15 protein-coding genes are annotated in these 22,184 nt (G+C 62.1%); 8 read left to right on the top strand and 7 right to left on the bottom strand.

All coding sequences use genetic code 11. The annotated features are described in order from the left end of the window. Positions 1 to 9 precede the first annotated feature (9 nt). On the bottom strand, positions 10 to 3,804 hold the full coding sequence (gene metH / locus VM94_RS10715; protein ID WP_185982100.1) for a methionine synthase: 3,795 nt from the start codon (positions 3,802 to 3,804) through the stop codon (positions 10 to 12). Positions 3,805 to 4,444: 640 nt separating this feature from the next. Here metH and VM94_RS10710 point away from each other — a divergent pair. Together VM94_RS10710 and VM94_RS10705 are read left to right on the top strand one after the other, a co-directional pair. Further along, on the top strand, positions 4,445 to 6,934 hold the full coding sequence (locus VM94_RS10710; protein WP_138828925.1) for an IPT/TIG domain-containing protein: 2,490 nt from the start codon (positions 4,445 to 4,447) through the stop codon (positions 6,932 to 6,934). A gap of 158 nt (positions 6,935 to 7,092) precedes the next feature. Continuing rightward, a complete protein-coding gene (locus VM94_RS10705; RefSeq protein WP_046683468.1) occupies positions 7,093 to 7,500 on the top strand; it encodes a tautomerase family protein in 408 nt (135 codons plus the stop codon). Here VM94_RS10705 and VM94_RS10700 read toward each other — a convergent pair whose 3' ends face one another. The 3 genes from VM94_RS10700 to def all read right to left on the bottom strand — a co-directional run bounded on the left by VM94_RS10700 (position 7,501) and on the right by def (position 10,028). Further along, on the bottom strand, positions 7,501 to 8,403 hold the full coding sequence (locus tag VM94_RS10700) for a LysR family transcriptional regulator (RefSeq protein WP_046683467.1): 903 nt from the start codon (positions 8,401 to 8,403) through the stop codon (positions 7,501 to 7,503). It abuts the gene before it with no gap. 18 nt (positions 8,404 to 8,421) lie between these two features. Next, entirely contained in the window at positions 8,422 to 9,378 is a 957-nt protein-coding gene (gene fmt, locus VM94_RS10695; RefSeq protein WP_046683466.1) for a methionyl-tRNA formyltransferase, read from the bottom strand. Between the two features lie 107 nt (positions 9,379 to 9,485). Next, on the bottom strand, positions 9,486 to 10,028 hold the full coding sequence (gene def, locus VM94_RS10690) for a peptide deformylase (RefSeq protein WP_046683465.1): 543 nt from the start codon (positions 10,026 to 10,028) through the stop codon (positions 9,486 to 9,488). 307 nt (positions 10,029 to 10,335) lie between these two features. Between def and dprA the strand changes: the two genes are divergently transcribed. The 3 genes from dprA (at position 10,336) to VM94_RS10675 (ending at position 14,945) form a co-directional block, all read left to right on the top strand. Continuing rightward, positions 10,336 to 11,439 carry a DNA-processing protein DprA gene (dprA, locus tag VM94_RS10685; protein ID WP_046683464.1) on the top strand — a complete coding sequence of 368 codons (1,104 nt, stop codon included), beginning with the start codon at positions 10,336 to 10,338 and terminating at the stop codon, positions 11,437 to 11,439. Positions 11,440 to 11,533: 94 nt separating this feature from the next. Next, entirely contained in the window at positions 11,534 to 11,998 is a 465-nt protein-coding gene (locus VM94_RS10680) for a DUF494 family protein (RefSeq protein ID WP_046683463.1), read from the top strand. Between the two features lie 283 nt (positions 11,999 to 12,281). Continuing rightward, a complete protein-coding gene (locus tag VM94_RS10675; RefSeq protein ID WP_046683462.1) occupies positions 12,282 to 14,945 on the top strand; it encodes a DNA topoisomerase III in 2,664 nt (887 codons plus the stop codon). 78 nt (positions 14,946 to 15,023) lie between these two features. Here VM94_RS10675 and VM94_RS10670 read toward each other — a convergent pair whose 3' ends face one another. The 3 genes from VM94_RS10670 to VM94_RS10660 form a co-directional block, all read right to left on the bottom strand. Continuing rightward, positions 15,024 to 15,755, bottom strand: a complete 732-nt coding sequence (locus VM94_RS10670) for a hypothetical protein (protein WP_046683461.1) — start codon at positions 15,753 to 15,755, stop codon at positions 15,024 to 15,026. Between the two features lie 74 nt (positions 15,756 to 15,829). Further along, a complete protein-coding gene (locus VM94_RS10665) occupies positions 15,830 to 17,230 on the bottom strand; it encodes an alkaline phosphatase (RefSeq protein WP_046683534.1) in 1,401 nt (466 codons plus the stop codon). A gap of 30 nt (positions 17,231 to 17,260) precedes the next feature. Next, on the bottom strand, positions 17,261 to 18,712 hold the full coding sequence (locus tag VM94_RS10660) for an alkaline phosphatase (RefSeq protein WP_185982101.1): 1,452 nt from the start codon (positions 18,710 to 18,712) through the stop codon (positions 17,261 to 17,263). A 280-nt stretch (positions 18,713 to 18,992) separates the two neighbouring features. Between VM94_RS10660 and VM94_RS10655 the strand changes: the two genes are divergently transcribed. The 3 genes from VM94_RS10655 to VM94_RS10645 all read left to right on the top strand — a co-directional run bounded on the left by VM94_RS10655 (position 18,993) and on the right by VM94_RS10645 (position 22,096). After that, positions 18,993 to 19,862, top strand: a complete 870-nt coding sequence (locus VM94_RS10655) for an MBL fold metallo-hydrolase (RefSeq protein ID WP_046683460.1) — start codon at positions 18,993 to 18,995, stop codon at positions 19,860 to 19,862. 20 nt (positions 19,863 to 19,882) lie between these two features. Then, on the top strand, positions 19,883 to 20,539 hold the full coding sequence (locus VM94_RS10650) for a DsbA family protein (RefSeq protein WP_046683459.1): 657 nt from the start codon (positions 19,883 to 19,885) through the stop codon (positions 20,537 to 20,539). A gap of 93 nt (positions 20,540 to 20,632) precedes the next feature. After that, positions 20,633 to 22,096 (top strand): catalase, encoded by a 1,464-nt coding sequence (locus VM94_RS10645; RefSeq protein WP_046683458.1) that lies wholly within the window; start codon positions 20,633 to 20,635, stop codon positions 22,094 to 22,096. Positions 22,097 to 22,184: the final 88 nt, after the last annotated feature.

Genomic DNA, 22,184 nt, shown 5'->3' with positions numbered 1-22,184 from the left:
GCGATGGTGTTACGACAGGTTGGGCGCCAGCCAGCGTTCCACGTCCTCAATGTTGACGTTACGACGCTTGGCCATGTCTTCCACCTGGTCCATGCCGATCTTGCCGACGACGAAGTATTTCGACTTCGGGTGAGCAAAATAAAAGCCGGACACGGCCGCGCCCGGGAACATGGCGTACGATTCCGTCAGCTGCATGCCGATTTCCTCGGCCTGCATGACGTCGAACATCTCTTTCTTGACGGTATGCTCGGGGCAGGCCGGGTAGCCGGGCGCAGGGCGGATGCCGACATACTTTTCAGCGATCATGTCGTCGTTGCCCAGGTGCTCGTCCGGCACATAGCCCCACAAATCCTTGCGCACGCGCTCGTGCAGGTATTCGGCAAAGGCCTCGGCCAGGCGGTCCGCCAGCGATTTCAACATGATGGACGAGTAATCGTCGTGCGCATCCTCGAAGCGTTTTTCGTATTTTTCGATACCCAGGCCGGACGTGACGGCAAACATGCCGATGTAATCCTTCACGCCCGATGCCTTCGGCGCAATGAAGTCGGCCAGGCACTGGTTCGGCCGTTGCACGCCATCGACCACGGGTTTCACGCCCTGTTGGCGCATGCCGTAGTAGGTGAACGCCACGGTACTGCGCGTATCGTCCGTGTACACCTCGATATCGTCGTCATTGATGCTGTTGGCCGGCAGCAAGGAGACGACGCCACTGGCCGTCAGCCAGCGTCCGTCGATGAGTTTTTTCAGCAAAGCCTGGCCTTCCGCGTACACCTTGGTGGCCGCGTCGCCCACCACTTCATCCGTCAAAATGGCGGGGAAGGGGCCGGCCAGGTCCCAGGTCTGGAAGAACGGGCCCCAGTCGATGTAATTGGCCAGGGTAGCCAGGTCCACGTTCTTGAAGACGCGACGGCCGATGAACTTCGGTTTCACGGGCGTGCAGGCGCCGTCGAACGGCACGACCATCCTGTTGGCGCGCGCTTGCGCCAAAGGCAGGATGGGCAGGGCCTTCTTGTTGGCGTGCTGCTCGCGGATGCGCGCGTAATCGGTTTCGATGTCTTCCACGTACTTGTCGCGCTGCTCCGGCGTCAAGAGCGACTGCGCCACGGACACGGAACGCGACGCGTCCGGCACGTAGATCACCGGGCCTTCATAGTTGTGCGCGATTTTCACGGCCGTGTGGGCGCGGCTGGTGGTGGCGCCGCCGATCAGGAGGGGAATCTTGAGCATGCGGAAGTGTTCGTCGCGCTGCATTTCCTTGGCGACATAGGCCATTTCTTCCAGCGACGGCGTGATCAGGCCCGACAGACCGATAATGTCGGCGTTTTCCACCTTGGCGCGGGCGAGGATTTCCGAGCACGGCACCATCACGCCCATGTTCACCACTTCGAAATTGTTGCATTGCAGAACAACGGTAACGATGTTCTTGCCGATGTCATGCACGTCGCCTTTGACGGTCGCCATGATGATCTTGCCTTTCGGCTTGGCGACGATGCCCGTGCGCTGTTCTTCCAGCAGCTTTTCTTCCTCGATGAACGGAATCAGGTGGGCCACGGCCTGCTTCATGACGCGCGCCGATTTCACCACTTGCGGCAGGAACATCTTGCCCTGGCCAAACAGGTCGCCGACCACGTCCATGCCGGCCATCAAGGGGCCTTCGATCACGTGGATGGGACGTCCGCCATTGTGCAGCAGTTCCTGGCGCGCTTCTTCCGTGTCTTCCACGATGAATTGCGTGATGCCGTGCACCAGCGCGTGCGACAGGCGCGCTTGCACCGTGCCTTCGCGCCAGGCCAGGGTTTGCGCTTCGGCCTTGCCGCCCGCCTTCAGGGTGCCGGCAAACTCGATCATGCGCTCGGTCGAGTCTTCGCGGCGGTTCAGCACCACATCTTCCACGCGCTCGCGCAGTTCCGGGTCCAGGTTGTCGTACACGCCCACCATACCGGCGTTGACGATGCCCATGGTCATGCCGGCCTTGATGGCGTGGTACAGGAAGACGGTATGGATGGCTTCACGGGCTGGATCGTTGCCGCGGAAACTGAAGGACACGTTCGACACGCCGCCCGAGATCTTCGCGTACGGCAAGTTTTCCTTGATCCAGCGCGTGGCGTTGATGAAGTCGACGGCGTAGTTGTTGTGTTCTTCGATGCCGGTGGCGACGGCAAAGATGTTCGGATCGAAAATGATGTCTTCGGGCGGGAAGTCCAGCGCATCGATCAGCAGGTGATACGCGCGAGCGCAAATTTCGATCTTGCGCTCGAAGGTGTCGGCTTGCCCCTTTTCATCGAAAGCCATGACGATGACGGCCGCGCCGTAGCGGCGGCACAGTTTCGCCTGGCGCAGGAATTCCTCTTCGCCTTCCTTCATGGAAATCGAATTGACGATGGCCTTGCCCTGCACGCATTTGAGGCCCGCTTCGATGACGGACCATTTCGACGAGTCGACCATGATGGGCACGCGCGAAATATCGGGTTCCGAGGCGATCAGGTTCAAAAAGCGCGTCATGGCGGCCAGCGAATCGAGCATCGCTTCGTCCATATTGATGTCGATCACTTGCGCGCCGTTTTCCACTTGCTGGCGCGCCACGGAGAGCGCTTCGTCGTATTGCTCGTTCAGGATCATGCGCGCGAACGCCTTCGAGCCAGTGACGTTGGTGCGCTCGCCCACGTTGACGAACAGCGACTCGTCGTTGACGACGAACGGTTCCAGGCCCGCCAGGCGCAAGTCGTGCGACGGGGCCGGCACCGTGCGCGGCGTGTTTTTCGACAGCAATTGCCCGATGGCGGCGATGTGCTCGGGCGTGGTGCCGCAGCAGCCGCCCGCCATGTTCAAAAAGCCCGCGTCGGCGAATTCGCGCAGCAGGGCCGACGTATCGGCTGGCAACTCGTCGAAGCCCGTGTCGCTCATGGGATTGGGCAAGCCCGCGTTCGGGTAGATGCACACGAAAGTGTCGGCGATCTTGGCCAGCTCTTCCGCGTACGGGCGCATCAGGGCCGCGCCCAGCGCGCAGTTCAGGCCGATCGTCAGCGGTTTCGCGTGGCGCACGGAATTCCAGAAGGCGGGCACGGTCTGGCCCGACAGGATGCGTCCCGAGGCGTCCGTGACGGTGCCGGAAATCATCAGGGGCAGGCGCACGACGGTCGGGTTTTGCTCGTAGAACAGGTCGATGGCGAACAGGGCCGCCTTGCAATTCAAGGTATCGAAAATGGTTTCCACCAGCAGCACGTCGGCGCCGCCTTCCACCAGCCCCTGCGTCTGCTGCAGGTAGGCGGCCACCAGCTGGTCGAAACTGACGTTGCGCGCGGCCGGGTCGTTCACGTCGGGCGAGATCGACGCCGTCTTCGGCGTGGGCCCGAGGGCGCCGGCGACGAAGCGCGGCTTGTCCGGCGTGGAATATTTATCGCAGGCGGCGCGCGCCAGTTTGGCCGCCTGGACGTTCATTTCATAGGCCAGGTGGGCCATGTGGTAATCGTCTTGCGCGATCGTCGTGGCGCCGAAGGTATTCGTTTCGATCAGGTCGGCGCCGGCCGCCAGGTAGCGCTCGTGGATTTCCTGGATGATATGCGGCTGCGTCAGGGTCAGCAGCTCATTGTTGCCCTTGACGAACAGTTCGCGCGCGCCGCTGTCGGCCGGCGCGGTGAAATCGATGAAGCGGCCGGCGGGACCGCCACGGTAGGCTTCTTCGTCGAGCTTGTACTGCTGGATGATCGTGCCCATGGCGCCGTCGAGGATCATGATCCGCTGCGCCAGGATGGCGCGCAAGGAGGCTTCGGTCGGGGACATGGCGGGGATCACGGTATCGTTCATTTCATGCTTTCAATAGGCAAACGGGCGGCGGCGCGGCGACAGGACTGTACGAGGCGGTTGCGGATCAGCAGGATCAGCTGACGGAGTGTGCCGGCCGGATAGGGCAGGCAGAAGGTGGCAATCGCCTGATTTCACCGGGTCTAAAATTATACGGCATCAGGCTGCTTTGGTTTTAAGCAAAAGCGGCCGATCACCCCACGGCTGGCCTTCTTGCAACACATCGCCTCGCGCCACGTTTGCATCTGAAAATTACATTCCTGAAAATCTTACTCAAAACGTTAATTCTTCCGCCAAACTTGGCAGGAAGGCATGTCGTCTAGGCTGTGGAAAAATTTCCACATTATTTGCGCCAGGCCAAAATCTTTTTAATGAATTGAATGGCAATAGCTGCAAAGGAAAATAATTTTGATTTAGGACAATGCAGAGTGAAGTGAATAATTCCCAAAATAAAGGTTTCCAAACAGATACTTTAATTATTATCAAAACCAATTGAATCAAAAGCATTAATAGTTGTCTTTGGGAATCGAATTAACCCATAATATTGGTTCTTCGAAATTACATTCTCACCAAAAGTCACCAATATGTCACATTTCTCTCGTGTCCTCCCCGGCATCGCGCTGCACCAACATGGTTGCCAGCCATGAAAAACCATCTGCTTGTAGCATTGTTTGTCGTGCTGGGCCTGTCCGCTTGCGGCGGTGGAGGCGGTGGTGGCGGTGACACGGTGGTGGCGACCACGTCGGGCAATCCCGTCGTGATTCCTGCTGTGATTCCTGCCGTGACGGCTGTCTCGGCGGCGAATGTCGCCGTTGGTGGCAGCTTGGTGGTGACGGGTAGCAATCTGAGCCGCGTGACGGCTTTCCAGGTGGGTGGCGTGAACGTTACCGCCAGCGCCAGCAGCGACAGCAGCGTGACCCTGGCCATGCCGGGCGTGCCCGTGACGGGCGCCTTGAGCCTCGTCAGCGCCAGCGGCACGGCGGCAACCAGCTATAACGTGAATGTGTATCTGCCGCTGAGCGTGAGCAGTGTCGCGCCGGCAACGGGCGGCGTCGGTTCCAGCGTGACGATCGCGGGCGGCGGCATGGGCGCCGTGACAGCGGTGCAGTTCGGCAATGGCGCGGCGGCAACGCCGCAAAGCCAGACGGCCGGCAGCGTGACGGTGGTGGTGCCTGCGGGCGCGGCAACGGGCGCGCTGACGGTGCGCGGGCCCTACAACGATGTCATCAGCAGCGACACGTACACGGTCCTGGCCAGCGTGGCAGTGACGTCGATCACGTCGGCCGTCAATGGCGCGACCTTGTCGGTGACGCTGCAGGGCAGCAATCTCGACCAAGTCAGCTCGGCAACGGTCGGCAGTACGCCAGCCGTCATCGTCAGCGCCAGTGCCAGTCAGCTGTTGCTGTCCGCGCCAGCGTCGGCAACGGGCAGCGTGATGCTGTCGGCCGCTTCGCGCATCGCCGTGAATGCAGGTACGGTGTCAGCCTTTACCCTGGGCAGCATTGATTTCGCGCAGGTACTGAACTTGAACGCCAGCAATGCCGCCTTGCGCTTGACGCGCGGCAAGCCGGCCGCCGTGCGCGTGTCCGTGCTGGCCACGCAGGCCGGCCAGGCCAGCCCGTCCGTGATCCTGAATGCGACGGCCGCCAATGGCAGCAACCTGGGCAGCATCACCATGAGCGGCCCATCGGTCTTGCCGACAACGAAAAGCGATTACAGCTTCAACGGCAATTTCAGCGCCGTCCTGCCATCGGGCTGGATCTTGCCCGGCGTGCGCGTGCGCGTGACGGCCGTGGGCAATGACGGTACGCAAGTGAGCCAGGAAGCGGCGCCCGTCGTCGCCAGCGCGGCGAGAATTCATCTGGTGCTGGTACCGCTGAGTACCGACGATGGCGTGGCGCAACTGCCTGACGCCGAGCTGATCCGCGCTGCACTGACCCGCGTGTATCCGTATGCGACGGAAAATATCACCATCACCACGCGCGCCCCACTGAGCGTACCTGGCAGCAGCACGGCCGACAGCTGGTGGAGCGATACCCTGGGCAAGCTGGAAAGCCAGCGCGCGCTGGAAGACCGCGGCGCCTATTATTATGGTTTCGTGCCGAAAATGTCCTCCACGCGCGCCGCCGGCCTGGCCTACATCAACCCGCCTGGCAGCAGCAACGACTTCACGTCGGCCATCGGCCTGGACGCCAGGTTCAACAGCATTGCCTCCGTCGATCCCTTCGGCAATAGCTGGCCTGAATGGCTGACCACGATGGTGCATGAGCTGGGCCACAACCACTCGCTGCAGCACGTTGCCTGCGGTGGTCCAGCCAATGCGGCCACCGATTACCCGTACCCTAATGGCGAGCTGGGTCCGCAACCGCTGTACAACAGCAGCTATGCGGGCAGCATCGGCCAGTTGAGCAAGGCAGTGTATGGCGTGACGCCGATGAAAGACGTGATGAGCTATTGCAGCGGTGCCTGGTTCTCCGACTACAGCTATGTGCGCGTGCAGCAATTCCTGGAAAGACGCGGCACGCAGATTACCGGCAGCAATGTGCTGGCCGCCAGCATGTCCGTGGCCGAGCATGGCTATCTGACGATTTCCGGCCGCATCACGCCAAGCGGCGTGGCCTTGCGCCCAGCCGTTGCCTCGTCCACGCGTGTGGGCGCAGCGGCCAGCGGCAGCGGCCATGCCTATACCTTGCGCGTCTTGACGGCGTTGGGACAGACTATCGACTTGCCCTTCGATGGCGTCTCCGTGGCCGACCATGGCGGCAACGCCATGAGCCATTTCCGCGTCAGCTTCGCCAACCCGGGCGACATCAGCGACGTGCAAGTGCTGCAAAATGGCAAGGCTTTGGCCAAGCTGGAGCGCCCGGCGCGCCGCAGCAGGGCAGCCGCCAACGATGCCACGTTCGATGCGGTACAAAGCGGCGGCAAGCTGGCGCTGGCCTGGAATGCCGAGGCGGAACCGTACGCCGCCGTGCTGCACGTGGCTGCCGATGGCCGCAAGACGGTGGTCGCCAGTGACTTGACGGGTGGCAAAGCCAGCGTCGATGTGAGCGCCTTGCCGGCTGGTGGCCGCTTCGAAGTCAGCCTGTCGTCGTCCGTGGGCGCACGCCTGATGAAGGTGCAGCGCCGCTAGGCAAGGGTGCTGGATGCAACAAGGGCTTGCCGCGGCAAGCCCTTTTTTATGCGCGCAGGCATTGGTGCATAAACTGCACAGATCCTGTGCCTGGCGAGGGCTGCCGTTTTATCTCCCGCCTGCCTAGAATGGGGCTTCATCCACTTGCGGAGCATCCCATGCCCATCCTGAACCTGCGTTTATCCACGCCACCCGATGCGCGTCAGTCGGCCGCCATCGCCGCCACCCTGAGCCAATTGACGGCGCAACTGTTGCACAAGGCGCCCGAGCTGACGTCGGTGGCCATCAGCCATCTTGACGCGGCGCACTGGTTTGTCGGCGGGCCATCCTTGCAGGCGCAAGGCAAGGCCAGTTTTTTCCTCGATATCCTGATCAGCGATGAAACGAATACGGCAGCGGAAAAGGCCGCGTATATCGCCGCCGTGTTCGCCGCCATGCAGGAGTATCTCGGCGCCGTGCACGACGTCAGCTACATCCACGTGCACGATGCGCGCCAGGCGGCCTGGGGCTATGGCGGATTGACGCAGCAGTTCCGCGCCGTGCGCAAGGCGCTGCAGCAGGCCTGATCAATCCCAGCGGCGATCCTGATAGTGCTGCACGGCAAAATCGACGAAGGCCCTGACCTTGGGCGACAACTGGCGGCTGTGCGGATACAGCGCGTACAGAGTGCGTGAACGCAAGGTGTAGCCGGGCAAGACTTCCACCAGCTGGCCGCTGCGCAGTGCGTCGCGCACGATGAAGGCGGCCGCGCCGGCAATCCCCATGCCGCCCACGGCCGCTTCGCGCAGGGCAACACTGGTATTGGCTTGCAGGCTGCCGCGCACGGCCACCTTGTGCGCGGCGCCGTCGCCATCCGTGAACGACCACTCCGCCGGCTTTTCGCCGGAGGTATACATCAAGCAATTGTGCTGCGCCAGATCTTGCGGCGTGGCCGGATGACCATGGCGGGCCAGGTAGGCGGGCGAGGCGACGGCCACGGTGCGGCTGCTGGCCAGCTGGCGCGCCACCAGGGTGGAGTCGGGCAAGCCGCGCGCCAGGCGCAGCGCCACGTCGAAGCCATCGTCGATCAGGTCGACGATGCGGTCATTGCAGACGAGATCGATGTGGATGTGCGGGTACTGGCGGGTAAATTCGGGCAGCCAGGCGGCCAGCTCCAGGGTGCCGAAAGCCATCGGCGCATTGACGCGCAGGCTGCCGGACGGCTGCGCCTGGTGCATGGCGACGGCGCGGTCGGCCGCGTCAAGGGCGTCGAGGATGTCGCGGCTGGCCAGGTAGTATTCCTGGCCGGCGGCCGTCAGGGCGAAGCGGCGCGTCGTGCGGTTGAGCAGTTGGGCGCCCAGCTGGTTTTCCAGTTGCCGCACCTGGCGCGAAACGATGGAATGGGAAATGCCCAACGCGTCGCCGGCGGCCGTGAAGCTGCCCAGTTCCACGACGCGGCGCAGGGCGCGCAGGGCGGTCAGCTGGTCCATGGGCGCGTCTTGCTGGGATTAAACGAAGCGTTTGCCTTCGAGGGGGAAGCCCTTGATGAACTCGGCTGCGGGCAGGCGCTTGCCGCCCGGTTTTTGCAGTTCCGTCAGGCGCAAGGAGCCATTGCCGCAGGCCACGACGATGCCGTGCTGGGCGTCGGCTGCCAGTACCTGGCCAGGCGCTTCCTTGCTGTCCGCTTCGATCACCTCGGCGGCCCAGATCTTGATGGTGGTGCCATCGACCTGGCCGCAGGCGCCGGGAAACGGATTGAAGGCGCGGATTTTCAGGCCCAGTTCCAGCGCCGGCAGGCTGAAATCGAGCGCCGCTTCTTCCTTGGCGATTTTCGCCGCGTAGGTGACGCCCGCTTCCGGCTGCGGCACGGCTTCGAGCGGCTGCTGCTGCATCTTGCGCAGGGTCTCGACGATCATCTTGCCGCCCAGGGTGGCCAGCTTGTCGTGCAGGGTGGCGGTGGAATCGCCCGCTTCGATGGGCGTGCGCTCGATGGCCAGCATGGGGCCCGTATCGAGGCCTTCTTCCATCTGCATGATGGTCACGCCCGTTTCATCGTCGCCCGCTTCGATGGCGCGATGAATCGGCGCGGCGCCGCGCCAGCGCGGCAGCAGGGAACCGTGGATATTGATGCAGGGTTTGATGTCGAGGGTGCTGCGCGGCAAGATCAAGCCGTAGGCCGCCACCACCATCACGTCGTAGTCGGTAGCCAGCAGGCGCTCGTGGGCCGCTTTCGCTTCGGCGGCACGCTGCGGGTCCTTGCTGTCCATGCGCAGGGACAAGGGTTGCAGCACCTCGATGCCGTGCTGCTGGGCATATTGCTTGACGGCCGAGGCGTGCAACTGCATGCCGCGTCCGGCGGGGCGGTCGGGCTGGGTCAGCACCAGCGGAATCTCGAAGCCCGCTTCGTGCAAGTCTTTCAGGGCCGTGGCGGCAAATTCAGGCGTGCCTGCGAAGATCACTTTCATATGGTTCCTTGACGTGAGGTGCGCAGGCCCGCGCCGAAGGCGCCAGGCTGGCGTGGTAAGACGACTACTGTTGCTGCTTAGTCTATCAGCAGTGGCTCGAAGTCTGCTTAAAAGCGGCGGTTCTGTGCGCGCAGGCTCGCTTCGCGCTCGAGACCACGGATTTCCTTGATCATCTTGGTCTTGATGCGGTTGCGCTTGAGCGGCGACAGGTATTCGACGAATACCTTGCCCAGCAAGTGATCCATCTCATGCTGGATGCAGACGGCCAGCAAGCCATCGGCTTCCAGCTCGAACTGCTTGCCGTGGCGGTCCTGGGCGCGCACCTTGATGCGGGCCGGGCGCTCGACGCCATCGTAGACGCCGGGCACGGACAGACAGCCTTCGTCGTAGACCTGCTTTTCTTCGCTGGCCCAGGTGATTTCCGGGTTGATGAAGACTTGCAGCTGGTTTTTCTCTTCGGTGGTGTCGATCACCATCATCTGGATATGCTCGTCCACTTGCGACGCGGCCAGGCCGACGCCCGGGGCGTCGTACATGGTTTCAGCCATGTCGTCGATCAGGGTTTGCAGGCGCGCGTCAAATTCGGTGACGGGCTTGGCGATCGTGTGCAGGCGAGGATCGGGGTAACGCAGGATATTTAATATGGACATACGGATTCGACTGGTTAAGGTGGGCGCCGGTGCGCCGGATTATTCATGCCTGGGCCATGCGGACGATGGCAGGGCTATTTTATTTTTGAGTACGCTACGGTTGGGCGCGTATGGCGCAACGGCGCGGCAGATGCGTTTGCCAGTGCGTCGATTAGTTTGCTGCAAAGGGAAATTTTATCACAGACGCCCATTTCCCTGTGGACGAGGGGCCGTTTTGCGGCGCCATTGCACGCATTCTTGCGCGCGTCGGTATCGCGTGCGCGCCGTGGCGCTAGCATGGAATGGCACAGTACACAGCGAGGTTGCCATGCATGCAATTGCAACGACGGCAGACACGGCCACGGAACTGGCGGGCTGGCTGCGCCTGCAGCACCTGCCCGGCGTGGGACCGGTGGCGGCGCGCGCCTTGCTGGCCAGCTTCGGTCTGCCGCCGCAAATCTTTGCCACGCCATTCGAGGCCTTGCGCGAGGTGGTGCCGGCCAGCGTGGCGCGCGCCATCGTGCAGCCGCCCAAGCCGGTGGCCAACAGCCAGCTCGCGCTCACCCTGCAGTGGCTGGAGCGGCCCGGCAATGCCGTGCTGACCTTGGCCGATACCGCGTATCCGCCGCTGCTGCTGGAAATCGCCGATCCACCGTTGTTGTTATATGTGCGGGGGCGGGCGGAACTGCTGTCGCGTCCCGGCGTGGCCATCATCGGCAGCCGTAATGCCAGCGCGCAAGGCATGCAGAATGCGGCCGCCTTCGCGCAAGCATTGAGCGCGGCAGGCCTGACCATCATTTCCGGGCTGGCGCTGGGCATCGACACGCACGCGCACGAGGGCGGCTTGCGCGGCGCGGGCGCCACCGTGGCCGTGATCGGCACGGGCGCCGATCTGGTGTATCCACGCCGGAACCTGGATCTGGCGCAAAGAATCGCCGAACACGGCTGCATCGTCAGCGAGTATGCGCTGGGCTTGCCGGCCATGCCCGGTAACTTTCCGCGCCGCAACCGCTTGATCAGCGGTCTGGCGCGCGGCGTACTGGTGATCGAGGCGGCCGCGCAATCGGGCTCATTGATCACGGCGCGCCTGGCCGGCGAGCAGGGGCGCGACGTGTATGCCTTGCCCGGCTCCATCCATGCGACGTTGGCCAAGGGTTGCCATGCGCTCATCAAGCAGGGTGCCAAGCTGGTCGAGTCGGCCGATGACGTGCTGCAAGAGCTGCAGTGGCTGGGCGGCGTTCCCATGGCGTCGGCAGCGGTGGAGGACGAGACGCCGCTGCTGGCCGCGCTGGGCCACGATCCCCACGATGCCGATACCCTGGCCGCGCGCAGCGGCCTGGCCATGGGCGCACTGATGGGCGAATTGCTGGCGCTGGAGCTGGCGGGGCGGGTCGAACGCTTGCCGGGAGGACTGTTTCAACGCTGCAAATGACAGCTTGTCACTTGTGTGGCGGCCTTGCCGCACGGGCGCGCTTTGTCTGTGCGCACCCTTGTGTCTTAGCGAGCTTAGCTGCTAGAGTAGAGCCATGTTCGATATCCTGGTGTACCTCTACGAGACTTATTATCGCCCCGATGCCTGCCCCGAGCCGGCAGTCCTGGCGCGCAAACTGTCGGCCGTCGGTTTCGACGACGTGGAGATTTCCGAAGCGCTCGTGTGGCTGACGGACTTGAACGCCATGGCCGGCGTCGAACAAATCCTGACGGCCAGTTCCACGGGCACGCGTTTCTATGTACAGCAGGAAAGCGACGTGCTGGGCACGGCCGCCATCGGTTTCATCCAGTTCCTGGAAAGCGCCAAGGTGCTGTCGCCGCTGCAGCGCGAAATCGTCATCGAACGGGCGCTGGCGCTCGACGAGGCGCCCGTGTCGCTGGGCAAGCTGAAAGTCATCGTGCTGATGCTGCTGTGGAGCCAGGGCAAGGAACCGGATGCCCTGATGTTCGACGACTTATTTGTCGACGACGAAGATCTCCCGCCGCGCTTATTGCACTAATATATACCCATATTCTTCGCTGTCTGCCCGACCCTGGCGCCGCCGCCGCGCCATCCCCTTTACTATGTGCTGCACCGGCGCGCACGCCAGGCCATTGTGTTTGCGCCTGCGCATTCTTGCTTGTAGATAACTTGCCGAATTCTTCAATAGGCGCTTATCATTGGCCGCTTGACAAGACCACAAGTCACTGTGCCTTGCGCAGACAAAAGCGTCGGCGCCTGGCAATGCACTGTATGATGCGCATGCTGAAACTATCCTAGAGCATTTTTCGAGACTAAAAAATATGACAAAAACCCTCATCATCGCCGAGAAGCCTTCTGTCGCGAACGATATCGCGAAGACGCTTGGCGGCTTTACCAAGCACGATGAGTACTTTGAATCGGATGAATACGTCCTGTCGTCGGCGGTCGGCCACTTGCTGGAGATCGCCGTGCCGGAAGAATTCGACGTGAAGCGCGGAAAATGGAGTTTCGCGCACTTGCCGATGATTCCACCGTATTTCGCGCTGAACCCGATCGCCAAGACGGAAGCGCGCCTCAAAGTATTAAACAAGCTGATCAAACGCAAAGACGTCACCACCCTCATCAACGCATGCGATGCGGGGCGCGAAGGCGAGCTGATTTTCCGCCTGATCGCGCAAAACGCGAAAGCCAAGCAACCGGTCAAGCGTTTGTGGCTGCAGTCGATGACGCCGGGCGCCATCCGCGACGGTTTCTCGCACCTGCGCAGCGACGAGGAAATGTTGCCGCTGGCCGATGCTGCCCGCTGCCGTTCGGAAGCCGACTGGTTGATCGGCATCAATGGCACGCGCGCCATGACGGCGTTCAATTCGAAAGAAGGCGGCTTCTACCTGACGACCGTGGGCCGCGTGCAAACGCCAACCCTGTCCATCGTCGTCGAACGCGAAGACAAGATCAAGAAATTCGTGCCGCGCGACTTCTGGGAAGTGCGCGCCGAATTCGTCTGCGCGGCCGGCATCTATGAAGGCCGTTGGCTCGACACGAAGTTCAAGAAGGACGAGAACGACCCCGAGAAGCGCGCCGAGCGCCTGTGGAGCAAGACGGCTGCCGACTCGATCGCCACCGCCTGCCGCGGCCGCCAAGGCATCGTCACGGAAGAATCGAAACCGACCACCTCGATGGCGCCGGGCCTGTTCGACCTGACCAGCCTGCAGCGCGAAGCGAACTCGCGTTTCGGCTTCTCCGCTAAAAATACCCTGGGTCTGGCCCAGGCGCTGTACGAAAAGCACAAGGTGCTGACATATCCGCGTACCGATTCGCGCCACCTGCCGGAAGACTACATGCCGACCGTGCTGCAGGCGCTGGAAACGGTCAAGGAAAACAGCAACTACCACCAGTTCGCCAAGCAGATCATCGACAAGGGCTGGGTCAAACCGAACAAGCGCATCTTCGACAACACGAAGATCTCGGATCACTTCGCGATCATCCCGACGACGATCGCGCCAAAGAATTTGTCCGAGCCGGAACAAAAATTGTACGACCTCGTCACGCGCCGTTTCATGGCCGTGTTCTTCCCGCCTGCGGAATTTCAGGTCACCACGCGCTACACGGAAGTGTCCGGCCATCAGTTCAAGACTGAAGGCAAGGTCATGACCAATCCGGGCTGGCTGGCCATCTACGGCAAGGAAGCGTCGACGGACGCCGACAAGGAAAGCAATGGCAACGGCAATCTGGTGCCCGTCGCCAAGGGCGAGAAAGTACAGACGGAAAGCGTCAACGCCAACGGCCTGGTCACCAAGCCGCCAGCGCGCTTCACTGAAGCAACGTTGCTGTCGGCCATGGAAGGCGCCGGCAAGCTGATCGACGACGACGAGCTGCGCGATGCGATGGCCGGCAAGGGCCTGGGCACGCCAGCGACGCGCGCCGCCACCATTGAGGGCTTGCTGACGGAACGCTATCTGATCCGCGAAGGCCGCGAACTGATTCCAACTGCCAAGGCGTCGCAGCTGATGACCTTGTTGAAAGGCCTGGGCGTCAATGAATTGACGGCGCCGGAGCTGACGGGCGAGTGGGAATACAAACTGTCGCAGATGGAAAAAGGCAAGATTTCGCGTGAAGAGTTCATGCGTGAAATCGCGCAGATGACGCAAATCATCGTCAAGCGCGCCAAGGAGTACGACAACGACACGATCCCGGGCGACTACGCTACCCTGGAAACGCCATGCCCGAATTGCGGCGGCGTGGTGAAGGAAAACTACCGTCGTTTCGCCTGCACCAAGTGCGAATTTTCGATGAGCAAGACGCCGGGTTCGCGCCAGTTTGAAATCGCCGAAGTGGAACAATTGCTGAAGGACCGCACCATCGGCCCGCTGCAAGGCTTCCGTTCGAAGATGGGCCGTCCGTTCGCCGCCATCCTGCGCATCGTGCGCGATGAAGAGATCAAGAATTTCAAGCTGGAATTCGATTTCGGCCAGAACGACGAGAGCGAAGATGGCGAAGGCGTCGATTTCACGGGCCAGACGCCCGTGGGACCTTGCCCCAAGTGCAACGCCGGCGTGTACGAAATGGGCCTAGCCTATGTGTGCGAGCACAGCGTCGCCAAGCCGAAGACGTGCGACTTCCGCAGCGGCCGCATCATCTTGCAGCAGGAAATCTTGCCGGAACAAATGGCAAAACTGCTCAACGATGGCAAGACGGATTTGTTGCCGGGCTTTGTTTCCCAGCGTACCCGTCGTCCGTTCAAGGCTTTCCTCGTGCGCGGCAAGGATGGCAAGGTGAGCTTCGAGTTTGAAGAGCGCAAGGCCAAGCCGGGCGCCAAGACCAAGGCGGCAGCCGCCGAGGTCGAAGGCGAAGAAGGCGCGCCGGCGAAGAAAACGGCCGTCAAGAAAGCGGCAGCCGTCAAAAAGGCGCCAGCCAAGAAAGCCACGGCCGTGAAAAAGCCGGCCGCCAAGAAGGCGCCGGCGAAGAAAGCGGCAGCGGCCGAGTAATCGGGCGCCAGCCAAACAAAAGCCAGGGAGTTCCCTGGCTTTTTTTACGTCCCGATTTTCTTGGCGTGAGTCTGACGTTTAGTCGAGGTAGTCGGAATACTCGCGCTGCGCGTAGTTCTGCAAATTCGCCCACGGCTGCGCCTTGCTGACGGTCGGCTGCAGCTTGACGTCGACCCGGCGGTAGAAGGTATTCGCGCGGTCGCCGCTTTCGATAATCAGCGGAATCTGCTTTTGTTCATCCCACAGGATGCGCTGGAACACGCCATTCTTTTCCACTTCGCGCCAGCGTGCGCCCGTCACGTTCGACGCCTGTTTCGACAGCGGCATGGCGGCCACCAGTTTCGGGTCCAGCAGATAAAAACTGTTTTCCCAGGAGCCGTCGAAATTGACGTTTTCGTATTCGGCCTTGGGGATGGCGACGACGATCTTGTCATGCGCATCGATGTATTCCACGCGCACGGTATTTTTTTCCAGCATCACGTGGCGGGGGATCAGCACGGGATTGAAGTGCTTGTGCTCATGCTGCGTGGCCTTCAGCGCCACTTTGGTGTTGTCGCCATGCTTGTGGCCCGCATGCGCGTCCGTCGACGGCGCCAGCACGCGCTCGACCCACACATGGCCGGGGCGGCGCAGCATCTTTTCTTCGTAGCGGCTCTCGCGCGTCACGCCTTCCGGCGTCAGGACGCGGCTGTAATAGGTGATGCCCAGGTCCAGGTCGGCAGGAGCGGAAGGAGGCGCGGCGGTGGGGGCAGCTTGCGCGCCGGCGGCAAAGCCGGCGGCGAGGAGGACGGCGATCAGGGACGATTTCATGGTGGTGCCTTTACGTGCAGAGGGGCGGAGGGCCTACGCCATCCGCCCCGGTGGGGTTACCGTGTTGATGTGGATCAGAAGCCGAAGGCCGCCTTCAGCAAGTCAAACACCTTGGTGTTGTCCAGGGTGCCCTTGAAGGACTTGGCGCCGGCGCCCGTGGCCAGCAGCTTGACGTCGCCGCCGCCGTGGGTTTCGCTGGCCAGGCGCACGCCTGTTTCTTGCAGGTAGTTGTCTTTCAGTGCCGTGGCGCTGTCGACGTTGCTGCGCAGGTCAGGGCGGTTCGGGCCGTTGCCGAACACCAGGGTGGTGTAGGTATTGCCATCGGCATCCTTGCTCGGCTGGTTATCCTTGTAGCCGCGGTTGATGTCGAGGATAGGATTGCCGCGCTTGCCGTAGCCGTTGAAGGCCAGGGTGTGGTCATGGTCGGCCGTGACGACGATCAGGGTATTGGCCAGGGTCGGATCGGTTTCCTTGATCTTGGCGATGGCGGCCTTGATGGCGTCGTCGAAGGCGATGGTGTCCGTCAGCGCGCGCTTGGCATTGATGCCATGCAAGGCGTGATCGATGCGGCCGCCTTCGACCATCAGGAAGTAGCCGTTCGTGTTTTTCGACAGCAAGTCGATGGCCTTGAGGGTCATTTCCGACAGGCTAGGCTGGGTCGCGCCTTCGCCCAGCGGCGGCGTGGCCGTGCGGTCCAGTTCATATTCCAGGTGGCTGCGGGTGCTGTACAGGCCGATGAATTTCTTGCCGCTTTGCGCTGCCGCCATTTCCGCTTTCGTCGCGGCCACGGTGTAGCCCTTGGCGGCAAGTTCCGTCAACAGGTTGCGGCCATCGGCGCGGCCATATTTGTTGCTGGCCGACCAAGGTGTGAAGTGGTTGCGGCCGCCACCCATCAGCACGTCGACGCCATCGCCCAGGGCCGCGTTGTAGCCCGCGCCGCCTGGCACCGCTTGCGCGGCGATCGCGTATTGCGCATTGCGGTTGCAGATGTGCGAGAAAGTCGTTGCCGGTGTGGCGTGCGTCAATTCCGTGGTGGTGATGGCGCCCACGGCCTTGCCCTTGGCTTTCGCCAGTTCCAGGATGGTCGGCGCGCTCTTGCCGCCGGCCGGGCAATTGTCCACGCCCAGGTTGCCGTTGGCGTCGCGGCCCGGTTCCTTGGCGATCGTGTCCTGCGCCATCGAGATGACTTCATTGTTCATCTTGACGCCGGTCATGTAGGCGGCCATCGAAGGCGCGCTGTCCGTCGTTTGCGCATCGTTCGAGAACGTCTTGATGCGCGCCGTGCGCTCCAGCGTGTCCATCGTCAGGCTGCCGTCTTCCTTGTACTGGTAGATGCGCGCGGCCGTCACGACGGACGGTCCCATGCCGTCGCCGAGGAAGAAGATGACGTTCTTGGCGTCGGCGGCGTAGGCGCCGTTGGCAACGCTGGCGGCCACGAGCGTGGTCAACAAGGAGAGTTTCAATGCGGATTTCATGATTTTGTCCAATTTTTGATGTCTTGGGGATTACAGACCGCCGGCCGTCTTGACCAGGCCGAATACTTTGGTGTTGTCGATGGTGCCCAGGAAGGTTTCCGAACCCTTGCCGATGGCGCCCAGGAAGACGTCCGTGCCGCCGTGGGTTTCGTTGCCGGCCGCCGTGCGGATTACCGCTTCCTGGTGGTAATTGTTGGCGCTGGTGACGGTTTCATCGAGGCTGGCCATGGCGGCGCGGCTCGACTGGGTGCGGTTTTCGCCATTGCCGAAGCCGATGATCGAATACGGTGCGCCATCGAGGTCTTTTTCGACGGCGCCGGTGACGTAGTTCTTCACCACGCCCAGCACGCCAGGGTTGCCGGCAGCCGTCTTGCCCGTGCGCTTGGCGTAGCCGTTCAGCACCAGGGTGTGGTCATGGTCGGCCGTGACGACGATCAGGGTATTGGCCAGGGTCGGGTCGGTAAGCTTGGCTTTGTCGATGGCGGCCTTGATGGCGTTGTCGAACGCGACGGTGTCTTGCAGCGCTTTCTTGGCCGTCGTTTCGTGCAGCGCATGGTCGATGCGGCCGCCTTCGACCATCAGGAAATAACCCTTCTTGTTCTTGGCCAGCACGTCCATGGCCTTGGTGGTCATGTCCGCCAGGCTAGGTTCCTTGGCCGCATCGCGGTCCAGGTCGTAGCTCATGTGGCTGGACGTGAACACGCCGAACAGGCGCTCCGTCTTGGCGGCATCGACGGCCTTGAAGTCGGTGGCCGTGTTGGCGACCGTGTAGCTTTTCGCTTTCAGTTCAGCCAGCAGGTCGCGCCCGTCGGAACGCTTGCCGCCGTCCTTGAACGGCTTGAAGAATTGCGCGCCGCCGCCGAGGACCACGTCCAGGCCGGCGGTGCCCAGCGCGCTGTTGTAGCCCGTGCCGCCTGGCACCAGGGCTGCGGCGATATCGTTTTCCAGGTCGCGGTGGCAGATGTGCGAATAGGTCGCGGCCGGCGTGGCGTGCGTTACGCGCGCCGTGCTGACGACGCCGGCGGCAAAGCCCTTGGCCTTGGCCAGTTCCAGCAAGGTGGTGGCTGGCGTGCCGTTGCCGGTGCCGCATTTGTTGACCAGCTTGTTGCCGTTCGCATCCGTACCCGGATCGATGGCGACCGTGTTGGCCGACATCGAGATGACTTCATTGTTCATCTTGACGCCGGTCATGTAGGCGGCCATCGATGGCGCGCTGTCCGTCACTTGCGCGTCGTTCGAGAACGTCTTGACGAAGGCCGTTTCCGGCAGGGTGTCCATGGTCAGCGAACCTTCTTCGCCCACCGAATAGATGCGCGCGGCCGTCATGGTGGTCAGGCCCATGCCATCGCCGAGGAAAAAGATGACGTTTTTCGGCGGCGCTTCAGCCACTACTTCTTCTTTTTTGGCGTCGCTGCCGCAGGCGGCCAGCATCAGGGTGATGGCGACGCTGCAGCCAGCGACGGAAATTTTTCTGCGTGTCATGTGGTTCATCCGGCTAGGTTTGAAAGAGCTAGCAAGATAACAATCCAATGTGACGCCATCATGACGCTGTGACACGTTCGACACGCCGCTGCGCTTCCGCCTGGCGTGTTGTTTTGGGCGCGTTCCTGGTGGAAGAGTACACTGTGCCGTGTTTGATGGCGTTCGATGGTATCGGCAATTGCGCCGAATTGTGCAACAAACTATTGCGCTTTAACGGGTTTTTCTACCGAACCGAGCAACGTAAGATGCAGTCATCCCAATCATCTTGTGAAGGCAGATCATGTTCTCCAAAACCATCAGCAGCGTTCTTGTTTCCACCGTGTTTGCCGCCAGCGCCGCCTCGGCCGCCGCCAGCGCTCCCCTGACCCTGGAAGTATTCAACCCGGGCGAAGAGGCCATCTTCCCCGTCGCTTCCGTATTGGTTGCGGGCAAGCATGACGCCGTGCTGATCGATGCGCAATTCTCGCGCGCCGAAGCGCAAAAGCTGGTGGAAAAAATTCGCGCCAGCGGCAAGAAACTGACGACGGTCTACATCAGCCACAGCGATCCCGATTTTTACTTTGGCCTCGACGTGATCAAGGCCGCCTTCCCGCAGGCGAAAATCGTCGCCACGCCGGAAACGGTCGCCGAGATTCGCCGCAAGGCCGACGCCAAGGTCGCCTACTGGGGCCCCATCCTGAAAGACAATGCGCCGAAAAGCATCGTCATTCCGGAAGCATTGAAAGGCAAGCGCATCGCCCTGGAAGGCCAGTCGCTGGACATCGCCGGCCTGACGCCAGCGCGCACCTATGTGTGGATTCCCTCGATCAAGGCCGTCGTTGGCGGCGTGGTGCTGTTTGGTAACTTGCACGTGTGGACGGCCGATACGCAAAGCGCGCAATCGCGCCAGGACTGGCTCAAAACCTTGGACGGCATCGCCGCCCTGAAACCCGTCACCGTCGTGCCTGGCCACTTCAAGGTCGGTTCGCCCCTGACGCCGGACAGCATCGGTTTTACGCGCGACTACCTGGTGACGTTTGAAGAGGAAACGGCCAAGGCCGCCAATTCGGCCGCCCTGATCGAGGCGATGAAAATGCGCTATCCGAAGCTGGGCCTCGATGGCGCCCTGGAAACTAGCGCCAAGGTCGCCAAAGGCGAAATGAAATGGTAAGCGGCAACCAGGAGGCTCACATGCCCACACTGCACTACATTTTCGACCCGCTGTGCGGCTGGTGCTACGGCGCCGCGCCGCTGGTCGAGGCGGCGCGCGCCGTGCCCGGCCTGACGGTGGCGTTCCACGGCGGCGGCATGATGACGGGCAGCAATCGCCGCCAGGTCACGCCTGAATGGCGCGGCTATGTGCTGCCGCATGACCGGCGCATCGAGCAATTGTCGGGCCAGCCATTTGGCGATGCTTATATGAATGGCTTGCTGAACGACACGACGGCCATGATGGATTCCGAACCGCCGATCACGGCCATCCTGGCGGCTGAAGTCCTGGCCGGCAAGGGCCTGGACATGCTGCAGCGCGTGCAGCGCGCCCATTACGTGGACGGCTTGCGTATCGCCGACCTGCCCGTGCTGGTGACCTTGGCGCAAGAGCTGGGCATGGACGGTGCCGCCTTCCAGGCCGAATATGCGCGGCAGGCGGGCGCCGCCACGCAGCGGCACATCGATGCCAGCCGCGCCTTGCTGGCGCAGGTAGGCGGGCAGGGCTTTCCCACGTTCGTGCTCGACGATGGCAGCGGCAAGCTGTCCGTGATCGATATCGGCGGCTTCCTGGGCCAGCCGGCGAAGTTGCAGGAGCAACTGGGCGGCGTTTGTAATGCACAAGGGTGTGCATTGTAAATAGCTATCGATTCGATAAAATCAATTATCTTTTCCTTTGTTGTTGACCTCGTTACACTAGTTCTATTAGTCAACAACGAAGGAAAAGCAGCCATGAGCCAACAGCCGCCATTCAGTACCGCCTCGGGCATCCCCGTCGCCGACAACCAGAACTCCATCAGTGCCGGCCCTCGCGGCCCGCTGCTGCTGCAAGACTTCCACCTGATCGAAAAACTCCAGCATTTCAACCGCGAGCGCATTCCCGAGCGCGTCGTGCACGCGAAAGGTTCGGGCGCCTACGGTACCTTTACCGTCACGCACGACATTTCGCGCTACACCAAGGCCAAATTGTTTGCCGAAGTGGGCAAGCAGACGGCGACCTTCGCGCGCTTTTCCACGGTCGGCGGCGAACGCGGCAGTGCAGACACGGAACGCGACCCGCGCGGTTTCGCCGTGCGTTTCTACACGGAAGAGGGTAACTGGGATTTGGTTGGCAACAACACGCCGATGTTCTTCATCAAGGACCCGATCAAGTTCCCCGATTTCGTCCACACGCAAAAGCGCGATCCGCAAAGCAACTTGAAATCGGCTGAAATGATGTTCGACTTCTGGAGCCATGCGCCGGAAAGCCTGCATCAGGTCACCATGCTGTTCTCGGACCGCGGCACGCCGGACGGCTACCGGCACATGGATGGCTTCGGCAGCCACACGTATAGCCTGATCAATGCTGACGGCCAGCGCGTGTACGTGAAATGGCACTTCAAGACGCGCCAGGGCATCAAGAATCTGCCTGCCGCGGAAGCGGGCCGCCTGGCCGGTGCCGACCCCGACTACGCCCAGCGCGACCTGTTCGGCGCCATCGAGCGCGGCGATTTCCCCCAGTGGGAAGTCAAGTTGCAGGTGGCGACGCAGGAGCAACTCGATGCATGGGAACAGCGCACGGGCTGGAACCCGTTCGACCTGACGAAAGTGTGGCCGCACGCGGACTTCCCGCTGCTGCCGGTCGGTATTTTCGAGCTGAACCGCAATCCGGACAATTACCACGCGGAAGTCGAGCAGGCGGCCTTTTCGCCGGCCAACGCCGTGCCAGGCATGGGTTACTCGCCGGACAAGATGCTGCAAGGCAGGCTGTTCGCCTACCACGACGCCCAGCTGTACCGCGTCGGTACGAACCACCAGCACTTGCCCGTGAATGCGGCCCGCTGCCCCTTCCATAACCAGCAGCGCGACGGCGGCATGGCGATCCACAATGGCGGCGCGTCACAGAATTACGCGAACGTGGCGGCGGCAGGCACGCAGCCGCAAGGCTTGGGCCATGGCGAGAGGGCGCTGGCGCTCGATGGCGGCGCGGCGCGCTACGACGGCCGCGGCGTGGAAGACGACTTTACGCAAGCCGGCAATCTGTTCCGTCTGATGTCAGCGCAGGCGAAGCAAAACCTGTTCGACAATCTGGCCGGTCCCTTGAGTCAGGTGCGGCCGGAAACCTTGCAGCGTCAACTGGGCCACTTCGACCGGGCCGATGCCGCCTACGGCGCCGGCGTACGGGCCGCCTTGCAGGCGCGCGGCGTGGCGCTGTAAGCGGGTGGCAGGCGGAACTTGCTTGTTCCGCCTGTTGTTGATGCAGCACAAATTAGAGCTGAATACCAAATATTGCCGTATGGACATA

Source organism: Janthinobacterium sp. KBS0711 (assembly GCF_000988085.1).
Lineage (GTDB): Bacteria > Pseudomonadota > Gammaproteobacteria > Burkholderiales > Burkholderiaceae_D > Janthinobacterium > Janthinobacterium lividum_E.
The sequence above is the reverse complement of the archived record's forward strand: the minus strand, read 5'-3'. Positions and strand labels throughout refer to the sequence as shown.

Excerpts from the sequence above, each read along its gene's own strand:
- VM94_RS10680 (WP_046683463.1), top strand. The coding sequence starts at position 11,534 with ATGTTCGATATCCTGGTGTACCTCTACGAGACTTATTATCGCCCCGAT.
- metH (WP_185982100.1), bottom strand. The coding sequence starts at position 3,804 with ATGAACGATACCGTGATCCCCGCCATGTCCCCGACCGAAGCCTCCTTG.
- def (WP_046683465.1), bottom strand. The coding sequence starts at position 10,028 with ATGTCCATATTAAATATCCTGCGTTACCCCGATCCTCGCCTGCACACG.
- VM94_RS10700 (WP_046683467.1), bottom strand. The coding sequence starts at position 8,403 with ATGGACCAGCTGACCGCCCTGCGCGCCCTGCGCCGCGTCGTGGAACTG.
- VM94_RS10675 (WP_046683462.1), top strand. The coding sequence starts at position 12,282 with ATGACAAAAACCCTCATCATCGCCGAGAAGCCTTCTGTCGCGAACGAT.
- fmt (WP_046683466.1), bottom strand. The coding sequence starts at position 9,378 with ATGAAAGTGATCTTCGCAGGCACGCCTGAATTTGCCGCCACGGCCCTG.
- VM94_RS10710 (WP_138828925.1), top strand. The coding sequence starts at position 4,445 with ATGAAAAACCATCTGCTTGTAGCATTGTTTGTCGTGCTGGGCCTGTCC.
- VM94_RS10655 (WP_046683460.1), top strand. The coding sequence starts at position 18,993 with ATGTTCTCCAAAACCATCAGCAGCGTTCTTGTTTCCACCGTGTTTGCC.
- VM94_RS10670 (WP_046683461.1), bottom strand. The coding sequence starts at position 15,755 with ATGAAATCGTCCCTGATCGCCGTCCTCCTCGCCGCCGGCTTTGCCGCC.
- dprA (WP_046683464.1), top strand. The coding sequence starts at position 10,336 with ATGCATGCAATTGCAACGACGGCAGACACGGCCACGGAACTGGCGGGC.
- VM94_RS10650 (WP_046683459.1), top strand. The coding sequence starts at position 19,883 with ATGCCCACACTGCACTACATTTTCGACCCGCTGTGCGGCTGGTGCTAC.
- VM94_RS10660 (WP_185982101.1), bottom strand. The coding sequence starts at position 18,712 with ATGACACGCAGAAAAATTTCCGTCGCTGGCTGCAGCGTCGCCATCACC.
- VM94_RS10645 (WP_046683458.1), top strand. The coding sequence starts at position 20,633 with ATGAGCCAACAGCCGCCATTCAGTACCGCCTCGGGCATCCCCGTCGCC.
- VM94_RS10705 (WP_046683468.1), top strand. The coding sequence starts at position 7,093 with ATGCCCATCCTGAACCTGCGTTTATCCACGCCACCCGATGCGCGTCAG.
- VM94_RS10665 (WP_046683534.1), bottom strand. The coding sequence starts at position 17,230 with ATGAAATCCGCATTGAAACTCTCCTTGTTGACCACGCTCGTGGCCGCC.